The sequence below is a fragment of the Mesorhizobium sp. M1338 genome, from assembly GCF_040318045.1.
Taxonomy (GTDB): domain Bacteria; phylum Pseudomonadota; class Alphaproteobacteria; order Rhizobiales; family Rhizobiaceae; genus Mesorhizobium.
Map to the genome: position 1 here is coordinate 216,993 of NZ_JAMYLL010000001.1, position 12,292 is coordinate 229,284.

At 64.3% G+C, this 12,292-nt stretch carries 10 protein-coding genes; 7 read left to right on the forward strand and 3 right to left on the reverse strand.

Translation table 11 applies throughout. The annotated features are described in order from the left end of the window. The first annotated feature begins 2 nt into the window (after positions 1-2). The 6 genes from NKH19_RS01110 to NKH19_RS01135 all read left to right on the forward strand — a co-directional run bounded on the left by NKH19_RS01110 (position 3) and on the right by NKH19_RS01135 (position 5,923). On the forward strand, positions 3-1,244 hold the full coding sequence (locus tag NKH19_RS01110; RefSeq protein WP_352981568.1) for an acyl-CoA dehydrogenase family protein: 1,242 nt from the start codon (positions 3-5) through the stop codon (positions 1,242-1,244). Between the two features lie 52 nt (positions 1,245-1,296). Further along, positions 1,297-2,334: a zinc-binding dehydrogenase gene (locus tag NKH19_RS01115; RefSeq protein ID WP_352863214.1), complete on the forward strand. Its 1,038-nt coding sequence runs from the start codon at positions 1,297-1,299 to the stop codon at positions 2,332-2,334. A 218-nt stretch (positions 2,335-2,552) separates the two neighbouring features. Further along, positions 2,553-3,716 (forward strand): glycosyltransferase family 87 protein, encoded by a 1,164-nt coding sequence (locus tag NKH19_RS01120; RefSeq protein ID WP_352863216.1) that lies wholly within the window; start codon positions 2,553-2,555, stop codon positions 3,714-3,716. Further along, positions 3,709-4,698 (forward strand): glycosyltransferase family 2 protein, encoded by a 990-nt coding sequence (locus tag NKH19_RS01125; protein ID WP_352863217.1) that lies wholly within the window; start codon positions 3,709-3,711, stop codon positions 4,696-4,698. The genes NKH19_RS01120 and NKH19_RS01125 overlap by 8 nt, the downstream gene beginning before the upstream one ends. Beyond that, positions 4,695-5,516 (forward strand): ChbG/HpnK family deacetylase, encoded by an 822-nt coding sequence (locus NKH19_RS01130; protein ID WP_352863219.1) that lies wholly within the window; start codon positions 4,695-4,697, stop codon positions 5,514-5,516. The genes NKH19_RS01125 and NKH19_RS01130 overlap by 4 nt, the downstream gene beginning before the upstream one ends. Next, positions 5,513-5,923 (forward strand): GtrA family protein, encoded by a 411-nt coding sequence (locus tag NKH19_RS01135; RefSeq protein ID WP_352863220.1) that lies wholly within the window; start codon positions 5,513-5,515, stop codon positions 5,921-5,923. Before NKH19_RS01130 ends, NKH19_RS01135 begins: the two co-directional genes overlap by 4 nt. A gap of 35 nt (positions 5,924-5,958) precedes the next feature. Here the strand turns inward: NKH19_RS01135 and NKH19_RS01140 are convergent, their stop codons facing one another. The 3 genes from NKH19_RS01140 to NKH19_RS01150 all read right to left on the reverse strand — a co-directional run bounded on the left by NKH19_RS01140 (position 5,959) and on the right by NKH19_RS01150 (position 11,234). Continuing rightward, the gene (locus tag NKH19_RS01140) at positions 5,959-9,090 is read right to left on the reverse strand and encodes an efflux RND transporter permease subunit (protein ID WP_352878872.1); all 3,132 of its coding nucleotides are present in this window, start codon (positions 9,088-9,090) and stop codon (positions 5,959-5,961) included. Then, positions 9,087-10,250 carry an efflux RND transporter periplasmic adaptor subunit gene (locus NKH19_RS01145; protein WP_352863223.1) on the reverse strand — a complete coding sequence of 388 codons (1,164 nt, stop codon included), beginning with the start codon at positions 10,248-10,250 and terminating at the stop codon, positions 9,087-9,089. The genes NKH19_RS01140 and NKH19_RS01145 overlap by 4 nt, the downstream gene beginning before the upstream one ends. A gap of 156 nt (positions 10,251-10,406) precedes the next feature. Then, positions 10,407-11,234 (reverse strand): MurR/RpiR family transcriptional regulator, encoded by an 828-nt coding sequence (locus NKH19_RS01150; RefSeq protein WP_352863225.1) that lies wholly within the window; start codon positions 11,232-11,234, stop codon positions 10,407-10,409. Positions 11,235-11,469: 235 nt separating this feature from the next. Between NKH19_RS01150 and NKH19_RS01155 the strand changes: the two genes are divergently transcribed. Continuing rightward, complete coding sequence (locus tag NKH19_RS01155; protein ID WP_352863226.1) at positions 11,470-12,288, forward strand: N-formylglutamate amidohydrolase; 819 nt, start codon at positions 11,470-11,472, stop codon at positions 12,286-12,288. Positions 12,289-12,292: the final 4 nt, after the last annotated feature.

The following is a 12,292-nucleotide window of genomic DNA, read 5'->3' on the forward strand; positions in this document are numbered from 1 at the left end:
CGATGACGGACATGAATCTCGGCATGACCGAGCGGCTGAAGCCGATACACGCGCGCGTCGCGGCCATGGTGCGCGAGGAGATCATGCCGCTTGACAAGGAGTTTCTCGGCGAAGTGGGCAAGGAAGGCGACCGCTGGGTCTATACGGCGCGCCAGAGCGAGATCCTCGAAGGGCTGAAGAAGACCGCAAGAGAGCGCGGCCTGTGGAATTTCTGGCTGACCGGCTCGGAGCGCGGTTACGGCCTTTCCACGGTCGAATACGCCTATCTGGCCGAGGAGATGGGCAAGGCGCATCTCGGCGCGGAAACCTTCAACTGCTCGGCGCCCGACACCGGCAATATGGAGGTGCTGGAACGCTACGGCTCGGCGGACCACAAGAAGGCGTGGCTTGAGCCGCTGCTCGAGGGCACGATCCGCTCGGCCTATCTGATGACCGAGCCGGACATCGCCTCGTCCGACGCCACTAACATCGCCATGCGCTGCGAGCGGCACGGCGACGACTATGTGCTCAACGGCGAGAAATGGTGGGCGTCCGGCGCCGGCGATCCGCGCTGCGCCATCTACATCGTCATGGTCCGGACCGGCGATGACAGCGAGCCGCGGCATCGCCGCCATTCGATGATCCTGGTGCCATCGGGCACAAAGGGCGTGACCAAGGTCCGCGCCATGCAGGTCTATGGCGACGACGACGCGCCGCATGGCCATATGCATCTTCGCTTCGACGATGTGCGGGTGCCGGCATCGAACCTGATCCTCGGCGAGGGCAGGGGTTTCGAGATCGCGCAGGGGCGGCTCGGCCCTGGCCGCATCCATCACTGCATGCGCGCCATCGGCCAGGCCGAGATGGCGCTGGAAATGCTGTGCCAGCGTTCCGTGCGCCGCGAGGCCTTCGGCCAGCCCCTGGCAAAGCTCGGTGCCAATTTCGACATCATCGCGGAATGCCGCATGGAGATCGAGATGGCCCGCCTGCTCTGCCTCAAGGCGGCCTGGATGATCGACCAGGGCGATGCGCGGGCCGCAGCTCCCTGGATCAGCCAGATCAAGGTGGTAGCGCCGCGCGTCGCTCTCAAGGTCACCGACGAGGCGGTGCAGATGTTCGGCGCGCAAGGCATCAGCCAGGACACGCCGCTGGCGCGGTCGTGGACGCACCTGCGGACATTGCGCCTTGCCGACGGGCCTGATGCCGTGCATCGCCGGCAGGTGGCGCGGACGGAGCTGAAGAAATACACGCAGGAAAAGGTCTGAACGCCGGCATCGTCATCCGGCAAGCCGACAGGTCCAGGCAAGGAGTGTTGCGATGACCGTCCCCTCCGAAATGAAGGCGCTGCTGCTGGTCGGCGACGGCTACACCAGGACGCCGAGCGGCAGTATGCTGGAGGCGATGGAGCCCTATCTCGAGCCGGGCAGCATCGCGGTGCCGACACCCGGACCGACGCAGGTGCTGATCAAGGTCAGCCTCGCCTCGATCAATCCGTCCGATGTCGCCTTCATCAAGGGCCAGTATGGCCAGCCGCGCGCCAAGGGCCAGCCGGCCGGCTTCGAGGGTGTCGGCACCGTCGTCGCCAGCGGTGACGAGCCCTATCCCAAAAGCCTGATCGGCAAGCGCGTCGCCTTTACCACCGGTGTCACCAACTGGGGCTCATGGGCCGACTATGCCGTCGCCGAGGCGGCGGTCTGCATCCCGCTGCTCGACACCGTCCGCGACGAGGACGGCGCGGCGATGATCGTCAACCCGCTCACCGCACTCGCCATGTTCGACATCGTCAAACAGGAAGGCGAAAAGGGCTTCGTCATGACCGCCGGCGCCAGCCAGCTCTGCAAGCTGATCATCGGGCTGGCCAGGGAAGAGGGATTCCGACCGATCGTCACCGTGCGCCGCGACGACCAGATCGCTTCGCTGAAAGAACTTGGCGCGGCGCATGTCCTCAACGAAAAGGCGCCGGATTTCAAGACGTCGCTGCGCGAGGTGATGAAGGCCGAACAGCCGCGCATCTTCCTCGACGCGGTGACCGGGCCGCTGGCCTCCGCCATCTTCGACGCCATGCCGAAGCGTTCGCGCTGGATCATCTATGGGCGGCTCGATCCCGAAGCCACTGTTATCCGCGAACCCGGCCAGCTGATCTTCCAGCACAAGCATATCGAAGGTTTTTGGCTGAGCGAGTGGATGCGCCAGTTCCGCGACCGCCGCGGCTCGGCGATCCTTGAAGCGCAGAAGCGTTTTTCCGACGGGCGATGGTCGACCGACGTGACGGCGGTGGTGCCGCTCGCCGAGGCGATGTCGCGGCTGCCGGAGGAACTGGCCAGGCCCAATGGCAAGGTGTTCATTCGGCCTTAGCTCCATTCGAGAGACGCGAGAAGCTTGGACATGAAGCCTTCAGAGGACTTTCGACGGCCGCAAGGATGTCGGTATCTGGCCGCCGCCCGGATCGTCAGGCGGCTATCCGCGTCTTTCAGCCCCCTATGCCACGCCGCTTTGTCCGTGATATGCCGCCGCCATCGAATGCCGGGACGGTGCCGGACTGGGCCTGTTCCGGGATAGTGTGGGGTGATTTGATGACGATATCCAAGCCGGTCTTCGACCGTTTGGGGTTCAGCCTCTGGGTCGGAACATTTCTGGTCGTTCTCGCCATGGTCCTGTGGTCACCCCACACGCGGACGGTATGGCAGGCTTATCTGGACGGCAGCGAGGCCCTTCTGGCCGGTCTGCCGCTCTACGACACCCAGTCCGAGATGGGGTATCTCTACGCGCCGGCCTTTGCCGCGCTCTATATTCCGATAGTCAAACTCGGTTCGCATTTGGGCGGCGTGGTGTGGCACACGCTTGGCTTTGCCGTGCTGACCTACGCCGCGATGCGGCAGGTGCGCAAGCTCGGCGGCGGCGAACTGACGTGGCTGCTTTCTTTCGGTCTTTTCCTCGCTTTGCCGATGGCGGCGGGGGCGATCCGTAACGGCCAGGCGACAATCCTGCTCACCGGGGCCTGCTGGCTTCTCACCCTGTCGGCGCTTGACGGGCGGCGCGCGGAGACCTTCTTCTGGGCTTCGCTTGCCGTCATCGCCAAGCCGACCGCGATCATCATGCTGTTGTTGGTGGGAGCCCTTCGGCTCCGTTTGATACCGGTGCTGGCGCTGGCGGTGCTGTTCGTGCTCGCGCTGCCCTACGCTTTCGCTCCCGCCGGCTACCTCAACGATCAGTATCGTGTCTTCGCCCAGATGCTGACTTCGATGGCCATCGACAACACCAGCCATTTCATACCCTCCGATTTCACGGCGCCGTTCACCAGGATAGGGCTGCCGATTCCGGAATTCGGCGCAACGGTCATACGCATGGTCATGGCTCTGTTTACGCTTTCGGCTGTCATCTGGTTCGACCGCAAGCTTGAACGCGGACCGGCGGGGTTGGCGATCTTCCTAACGGCCACTTTCTACATGTGCGTCTTCAACCCGCGCGTCGAGCCCAACACCTATGCGATGATCGCGGTGCCCGCCGGTCTCGCCATCGCCCTGTTGTGGCGCGAAGAACGCGGTGGCGTTCTGGCCTCGGTGTTGTCGACGGTGCTGTTCGCGGCCGGACTGACCGGCGTCGATCGCCATGTGCACGATTTCCTCTACCCCTGGTTTCGGCCGATCGCGGTTACGTTCATCGCGGGTTCGCTGATCTGGTGGTTCTGGGCCAGTGCGCGGGTAAAGGTGGTGAATGCAGGGGTCGCAAATGGCTGAGTTGCGGTCGACACTCGACATCGTGGCGCCGTTCTTCAACGAGGCGCCATCGGCATCGGCCTTCGCACGCCTGCTCGGCGAGCTCGAATCGGCCGTGGCACAGCGCTTCGGCATGACCGTGCACAAGATCCTGGTTGATGACGGCAGCCGTGACGATGGCGCTGGGCGGTTTTCGCAGGCGCTGACGGGGTCGTGGGAGCTCGTTCGCCTCAGCCGCAATTTCGGCAAGGAGGTCGCTGTGCTCGCCGGCCTCGATCGGTCGCGCGGCGACATGGTGCTGATCATGGACGCCGACCTCCAGCATTCCCTGGACATCAGCCTGAAGCTGATCACCGAGCTGGTGGAACATCCTGATGTCGATGTCGTCTATGCGCAGAACGACCGCCGCGAGGCGAGCTGGCGGCGCAGCCAGCTGGCCCGGCTTTTCTACAGCCTGATCAACAGCAGCCAGCGTTTCGACATTCCTGAAAATGCCGGCGACTTCCGCGTCATGCGCGCTGCCGTGGCGCGCGCGCTGACCAGCTTGCGCGACAAGCGACGCTTCAACAAGGGCCTGTTTGCCTGGGCGGGCTTCCGCCAGAAGGCGTTGCCCTATTCGCCGGAGGGCCGCGCCAGCGGCACGTCGAAATGGAGCCGGCTCAACCTGATCGCCTTCTCGCTCGAAGGTTTCACCTCGTTCTCCGTCATTCCGCTGCGCCTGATCAGCCTCAGCGGGCTGCTCGCGGCATTGGGCGGCGCGGTCTACGGCGCCAAAGTGTTCTTCGAGGTGATTTTCTACGGCATTGCCGTTCCCGGCTACCCCAGCCTTCTGGTCGCTGTCGTGCTGCTCGGCGGCCTCAACCTGACCCTGCTTGGCCTGATCGGCGAATATGTCTGGGTCACGCTCAGCGAGAGCAAGGATCGGCCGGTCTATCTCGTGCGCGATGTCGTGCGCAGCGAGATCTCCGCCGACAGGCCGGAGCAGGGCGCTAGCGACAGATGACGCGCCGCATCCGCCTGATCGCCGACGACTACGGCCTGGCGCCCGGCGTCTCCGCCGGGATTCTCGACCTTCTCGATCGCGGGCGGCTGACCGGAACCAGCTGCATGACTGGCTTTCCGGAATGGGAAGCGGAGGCGGCGCACATAAAGCCTTTCTGTGGCCATGTCGCGGTCGGGCTGCATCTCACCTTGACCGACCAGCCTGCGATCACCGGCCGGTCGAGCCTGGCGCCGGAAGGCCGGCTGCCGCCACTTCGCTCGTTGGCATTGCCTGTCCTGCGCGGCCACATTGCCGAGCGCGATGTCCATGCCGAGCTCGACGCCCAGTACGGCCGCTTCATCGAGGCGCTGGGGCGTCGCCCCGATTTCGTCGACGGGCATCAGCATGTGCATTTCCTTCCCGTCGTGCGCACATGGCTGCGCGCGCGCCTTGGCGAAGGAAGCGACAGGCCGGCGCTGCGCGGCGCTCCGGCACTGACCGGCCAATTCGCCTCGGCGCCGAAAGTCGCGGCGATCGCCGCGCTCGCTGTCGGCTTCAATCGGTCGATGCAGCGCGCCGGCTTCACCCTTTTTAAGCCGCTCACCGGCATCTATGACTGGCGGCAACCCGAAAAATTCGCTTCCGTGCTGCAAGCCGCCGTCGAGGCATTGCCGGAACGAGGGCTGTTCATGTGCCATCCCGGCCATGTCGACGCGACGCTGCGCGCGCGCGACACGATGCAAGGCGTGCGCGAGGTCGAATTCGCGGCCCTGGCGTCGGATGCGTTCGGTGCCAGCCTGACCCGCGCCGGTGTCGCAATCATGGATGGCAAGGGATGAGCGACGCCGAGCGGCCCCAGCGTTCGACCGGCAACAAGATCGTCCGCTTTGCCATTGTCGGACTTGCGAACACGGCCATCGACCTTGCCAGCTTCTTCCTGCTGCTCAAGCTCGGGGTTTCGCCGCTGCCGGCCAACATCGCCGCGTGGTTCATCGCCGTCACCTTCTCTTTCGCGGCGAACGGTTTCTGGTCGTTCGAGCGCAATCGAGCCATCCGGCTGCATGACGCGTTCCTTCGCTTCGCCTCCCTGGGGGGACTGATCTCGCTCGGCGTCTCCAGCCTTTCGATCGCGCTGTTCGCAACGACTGTCGGAGTTTGGCCGGCCAAGATCGGCGGTGTCGTCGTGGCGGCGGTGCTGAATTTCCTCGCCGCGCGCTGGTCGATCGAAGGCCGGTTGCTGAAATAGCGGCGGAAACCGCCCTCACTTTTGCTGGAATGTCTCTACTCGGCCGGCTCCACTTTGGTGTAGGCGGCTTCCTCGAGTTCGCGCTTCAGCCGGGCTTGCTCATGGGTCTTCGGGGTGACGAAGCGGCCAAGCAGGAGATAGGCGACCGGCGTCAGGAACAGCGTCGAGACGGTGGCAAGGCCCAGTCCGCCGACGATGACCCAGCCGAGTGCGACGCGCGCCTCGGCACCGGCGCCGCTCGCCAGCACCAGCGGCAAGCCGCCGAGCACGGTGCAGATCATCGTCATCATCACCGGCCGCACGCGGATGATCGAGGCCTGCTCGATCGCTTCGCGCACGCCAAGCCCACGATCACACAGCTGGTTGGCGAATTCGACGATCAGGATGCCGTTCTTGGCCATGACTCCGACCAGCAGCACCAGGCCGATCTGGCTGTAAGCGTTGAGGCTGGTGCCCGAGAGCAGCAGCGCGAAGATGGCGCAGGCGAGACCGAGCGGCACCGTCGCCATGATGATGACGGCGCTGACGAAGCTTTCGAACTGGGCGGCCAGCACCAAAAGGATGATAACCAGCGCGAAGCCGAAGATGGTGACCATGGCGCTGTTGGTCTCGCCCAGCGTCGCGGCCTCGGCCAGCGGCAGTATGCGGCTGCCCGCAGGCAGCAGCGGCGTGGCGATTTCCTCGGCGCGGGTGAGCGCATCGCCAAGAGCGAAGTCGCCAGTGAGGTTGGATGTGATGGCCACCGAAGGCTGCTGCTGCTCACGCGACAGCGATGGCGGCACGGCGCGCTCGGTCAGCGTGGCGATGGTCGACATCGGCACGAAGCGTCCGTCGGCGGTTTTCAGGAAGATGTTTTCCAAATCGGTCGGGTCGTTGATCGGATTGGTGGTCGAGACCAGCTTCACACCATAGCTGCGGTCGGCGATGTAGACGTCGGCGACGTCGTTGCCGTCGAGCATGGCCTGCAAGGTGTTGGCCAGCCCAGTGATGTCGATGCCGAGGTCGGAGGCGCGCTCGCGGTCGATGGCCACCGCCAGCTGCGGCTGCGTCGGGTCGATCGACAGGCGCGGGGTCTGGAAGCGCGGATCCTTCTGCATCTCGGCGATGATCTTCACCGCTGCGTCGCCGAGTGCCTTGCGGTCGTTGCCGACCAGCGCGAACTGCAGGCCGTTGCCGGCGCCGCGGATGCCGAGGCTGTTGGGCTGCACCGGGAAGATGCGCACACTCGGCACCTGTCTGGTCAACCGGCTGATCTCGGCCATGATCTCCTGCTGGCTGCGGCTGCGCTCGTTCCACGGTGCCAGCGTCATCACCATGAAGCCTGAGTTATAGGAGCCGTTCTGGCCGGCATTCTCGAAAGTGCTGCGGATCTCGCCGGAATCGCGCATCGGCTGGATCAGTTTCTCGATCTTCTGCATCTGCTGGGTGGTGTAGTCGAGGCTGACGCCCTGCGGGGCGCTGACGCGCAGCAGCACGGCGGCGCGATCCTCGGTCGGCGTCAGTTCCTGGCGTATGGTGCCGAACAGCGTGAAGGCGGTGCCGGCAAACAGCACCGCGACCAGAAGCACGATCCATGGCGCATCGAGGCAGGCGTGCAGGCCGCGCTTGTAGGCAGTATTGAGCACGCCGCCGATGCGGGCGCCGACGCCGTGACCGCCTTCGTGGTGGAGCGATGCGCTGGTCAGCATACGCGAAGCGAGCATCGGGCACAGCGTCAGCGCCACCACGCAGGACAGAAGCACCGACATGGCAAGCACGAAGCCGAATTCGCGAAACAGACCGCCGGTCTGGCCGGGCAGGAACGAGATCGGCACGAAGACGGCGACGAGCGTCAAGGTGGTGGCAATGACGGCGAAGAACACCTCCTGCGCGCCGAGCACGGCGGCTGCGCGGGGCCCCATGCCTTCATTGCGCCGTCGCACGATGTTCTCCAGCACGACGATGGCGTCGTCGACGACCAGTCCGGTCGCCAGCACCAGGGCGAGCAGGGTCAGGATGTTGACCGAGAAGCCAGCCAGATAGATGGCGGCGATGGTGCCGATCATGGCAACCGGCATCGATAGTCCCGGGATCAGCGTCGCGCGCCAGTCGAGCAGAAACACATAGATGACGATCAGCACCATGGTCACCGACAGGCCGAGCGCGATCTCGACCTCGTGCACCGCGCCGTTGACGAAGACCGCGTCGTCGCTGGTGATCTTGATCGACATGCCCTTGGGCAGGTTTTCCTGCAATTTGGCGACGGCGGCCTGGACACCGGTCGAGATGTCCAGCGTGTTCGATTCCGCCTGGCGGATGATGCCGATGCCAATACCGGTCTTGCCATCCGAACGCAGCGCGGTCTGGCCGACATCGGGGCCGAGCGTGACGGTGGCAACGTCGCGGATGCGCGTCGTGCCGCCGATGATGATGTTTTCGAACTCTTCCGGCGTGGTCACGTCGGCGGTCGTGCGGACGATCAGGTCCTGATTGGTCGTGGTGATCGAACCAGCGGGTGAATCGAAGGCGACAGAGGCAAGCGCCGCCCTGAGGTCGGCCACCGTGAAGCCGAGGCTGGCAAGCTTGTTCTGGTCGACATCGATGCGGAAGATCTTGTCGCGGTCGCCATAGACCTGGACGTCGGCAACGCCGGGCACGGCGGCCAGCTCGTCCTCGATCTGGTCCTGGACCACCACTGTCATGTCCTGGATCGACATATTGTCCGAGGTCACCGCCAATCGCATCACCGGTTCGGAATTGGCATCGGCCTTGACGATGCGCGGCGGATCGGCGGTGTCCGGCATCTGGTTGGCGACGCGGCCGACGGCATCACGCACGTCCGAGGCGGCGACGTCGAGATCGACACCGTCGTTGAACTCGATGGTGACGCGGCTCGAACCGAACGAGGAAGAAGACGAGATCGACTTGACGCCGGAGACGCGGGCGACGGCGCCCTCGATCGTGTCGGTCAATTCGCGGTCGACGGTTTCTGCCGCCGCCCCTTCGAAGGCGGTGGAAACAGTAACGACCGCGCGATCGACGTCAGGCAGTTCACGGATCTCGACGCCATAGAAGGCGGCAAGGCCAGCAACGGCGATGAGGGTGTTCAGAACGAAGGCCATGACCGGCCTGCGGATGAACAGCGCGGTGAAGCCGGTATCGCTGGCGGTGTTGATGGTGCCGGTCATGAGCCCTCGGCCGCCTCCACGGCACGCTGCTCTTCGCCGGCAACGCGGACCGCGCCGCCCTCGCTGACGCTCTGAGTGCCTTCGGTGACCACCATGTCGCCGCTGTCGATCTCCGCGTCGATCAGCACGGTCTCGGTGTTGCGCTGGATGATGCGCACCGGGACCCGCCTGGCCTTGCCGTCCGCGATCCGCCAGACATAGGCGCCGTCCGAACCCCACAGGATCGCCAGCGGGCTGATGGCCGGATAGGTCTGTCCCGGGAATTTCATGGTGATGCCGAACGACATGCCGGCGCGCAGGGAATCGGCCGGATTGGCGATCTTGGCTTTGACCAGAAGGGTGCGGCTCTTCTCATCGATGTGATTGTCTATGGCCGAAACCGTTCCGGTATAGGCATTGCTGGGATTGGCGATCGGCGTCGCCGTCAATTGCGCGCCGACCTTCACAGCGGCGGCGAAACGCTCCGGTACCAGGAAATCGACCAGAATGCTGGAGCGGTCGTCGAGCGTGGCGATTGCCGACTGGTTGGTCACATAATTGCCGGCGGAGATCGGCAGGATGCCGACGGTGCCGGCAATCGGTGCCAGAATCGACCGACGCTGGAGTGCAAGTTCCGCGTCCTGAAGCGCCAGCTTGGCGCCCGCCAACACCACTTCGGCGTCGGCCACGGCAACCGGTGTCGCGGCGTTGGAGGCGCGCAGCGACTTGACGCGGTCAAGCTTGGCCTGCGCATCCTGCAAGGCGAGCTTGGCGCGGTCCTGGGCGATCATTTCGGTCTCGGAATCGAGGGTGGCGATGATTTGTCCCTTGTCGACATGGCTGCCGGATTCGACCAGCAACTCGGCGAGGCGGCCGGAACTGTAGGGATTGACGGTCACCGAGGCATTGGCACGGCCGGTACCGATCGCCTGCAAGCGGTCGTTGATAACAGCCGAAGTGGCCGCCAGGGCAACCACGTTCACCCGCTGGTTGCCACCACCGCGGCCGATTGCCTGCTTCGCGTTGACGGCGCCGCTTTCAGCCGGAGACGTTGCCGCATAAGCCCAGTCAATGCCCCAGCCTGCCAGCACGTCGTGAGCGCCCGGATAAAAGCGCAGCCAGGCGGATGCCGCCACCACCAGCACCACAAGCGCAAAAACTATCTGTTTCCAGGCGGCCATCGGCACTCCGGTTGGTAAAACAGTCCTTTCGTCTACCAGTTTCCCGAAATGAAGCAGACGCGGCGAGGCTATTGTAAGGCAAGAAGCCAGCCCGATATCGCGTCTTTATGACAACTCTCCGGTGTCTGCGCACATTAAATATATGTAACGTGACGCCTAACGCAGACTTTCCATCTCTCGAATGCGCTTGGCGCCCTCTGCTTCCAGTTGCCTTGTGACAGCGCCGATCAGCATTTCTGCAACGACGAAGAGGGCGGCGGAGGAATCCCACGCCGACGGCACGGCCGTTCGTCCAGCGATGACATGGCGGGCGAAACGCGCGATCGGCGATAGCCATTGGTCGGTGAACAGCACGATCTGCACGCCGCGCTGATGCGCCTTTTCGGCGAAGCGAGCGAGGCTGTCCTGATAGCGCCTGATGTCGAAGATCACCAGCACATCGCGTTTGCCCATGTCGATCAGCCTGTCGCGCCACATGCTTTCCTGACCGGCAAGGTGAAAGACATCGGGCTGAACGACGGCGAGGTGGGCGGCCATGTAACGCGCCAGCGGATCGGTGAAGCGGCCGCCGATCAGGAATGTCTTGCCGCGCCGGTCGACAAGCCGGGCGGCGATGTCGGCAAGCTGCCTGTCGGACAGGTGCCTGAACGTTTCGCGCATGTTGTCGAGCGTCGCTTCCAGCATTGGTGACACCGTGCCGCCGCCGGGCGAGGGCGGGTTGAGCGTCCTTATCGCCGGCGATTGCAATTGCGCCGCCAGTTCGTCCTGCAGGCTTGACTGGAATTCCGGATAGTTCTGGAAGCCCAGCCGGGCAACGAAGCGCAGGATCGTCGGCGAGGAGACGCCGGCCGCGGCCGAGAACTCGGCGACCGTCTTCAGGCCGATCATCGGGTAGCTGGCGATCAGCGTCTGGGCCGCGCGTCGTTCGCCGGCCGGCATCGTGCCGATGCGGTCGGCAATCAGTTCGGCAATACTGGAAATCATCTTTCCCCCACCCCCTGGAGCGGGATGGCAAACCATTCCGCTCCGTCTGTTTGTCTTGGCCCATTTCTGCGACGCCAAGCGATTCTACCTGGCTGCAAAACGCTTCGGCCCGGTCGAAGGTCTTTTCCGAAATCGCATTTGACAAAACCGGCCAAACTGTATGAAATCATCCACAGGGACGCAATGAGACAAAATACGTAACATACGATACAGCGCTCCCCGGGGACGGTAGACTATGGAGAAAGCACGGCCCGCCAGCCTTGCAGCGTCTGATACCGTGAGGGTGACGAACCCCGGCGGATCGAGCCCTTTTGTGCTGACCTGCGATCACGCCTCGAACTTCGTTCCCGCCGAATTCGGCACGCTTGGCCTTGCCGCCGAGGACCTGTCGCGCCACATCGCGTGGGATCCCGGCGCGCTGCCGGTTGCCCGCCGCATGGCGCAGGCGCTCGATGCTACGTTGGTCGAAACCCGAATTTCGCGTCTCGTCATCGACTGCAACCGGCCGCTCGATGCGCCCGATTTGATACCGCCTGTCAGTGAGACAACAGCCATACCAGGCAATGCCGGCCTGTCGGAAGGTGAGCGCGCGGCGCGCATCGCCTTGTCGTGGCAGCCGTTTCACGCCGCCATCGATCAGATTGTCTGCGACCGGCTGGCGCGCGGGCAGGCGACCCGCCTGGTTTCGGTCCACTCCTTCACGCCGGTCTACAAATCCAAAAACCGGCCCTGGCATATAGGCATCATCCACGACAAGGATCGCCGGCTGGCATCACCGCTGATATCGGCGCTGAAGCGGCTTGCTGGCGTCACCGTCGGCGTCAACGAGCCCTATTCCCCGGCCGACCGCGTCTATTTCACGCTGGAACGCCATGCGCGCTCGCGCGGCTTGCCTTGCGCGATGATCGAAATCCGCAACGATGAAATCGCCGGCGAGACCGGGCAGCGGAAATGGGCGGATATGCTCACGGGCATTTTTTCGGATCTGGAGCCAGAGGAGGCCGGACACACCAGATCGCATTCAGTCGGAAAGTCAGTTCAATCGGCCAGCTAAGAAC

Excerpts from the sequence above, each read along its gene's own strand:
- NKH19_RS01110 (WP_352981568.1), top strand. The coding sequence starts at position 3 with ATGACGGACATGAATCTCGGCATGACCGAGCGGCTGAAGCCGATACAC.
- NKH19_RS01115 (WP_352863214.1), top strand. The coding sequence starts at position 1,297 with ATGACCGTCCCCTCCGAAATGAAGGCGCTGCTGCTGGTCGGCGACGGC.
- NKH19_RS01120 (WP_352863216.1), top strand. The coding sequence starts at position 2,553 with ATGACGATATCCAAGCCGGTCTTCGACCGTTTGGGGTTCAGCCTCTGG.
- NKH19_RS01125 (WP_352863217.1), top strand. The coding sequence starts at position 3,709 with ATGGCTGAGTTGCGGTCGACACTCGACATCGTGGCGCCGTTCTTCAAC.
- NKH19_RS01130 (WP_352863219.1), top strand. The coding sequence starts at position 4,695 with ATGACGCGCCGCATCCGCCTGATCGCCGACGACTACGGCCTGGCGCCC.
- NKH19_RS01135 (WP_352863220.1), top strand. The coding sequence starts at position 5,513 with ATGAGCGACGCCGAGCGGCCCCAGCGTTCGACCGGCAACAAGATCGTC.
- NKH19_RS01140 (WP_352878872.1), bottom strand. The coding sequence starts at position 9,090 with ATGACCGGCACCATCAACACCGCCAGCGATACCGGCTTCACCGCGCTG.
- NKH19_RS01145 (WP_352863223.1), bottom strand. The coding sequence starts at position 10,250 with ATGGCCGCCTGGAAACAGATAGTTTTTGCGCTTGTGGTGCTGGTGGTG.
- NKH19_RS01150 (WP_352863225.1), bottom strand. The coding sequence starts at position 11,234 with ATGATTTCCAGTATTGCCGAACTGATTGCCGACCGCATCGGCACGATG.
- NKH19_RS01155 (WP_352863226.1), top strand. The coding sequence starts at position 11,470 with ATGGAGAAAGCACGGCCCGCCAGCCTTGCAGCGTCTGATACCGTGAGG.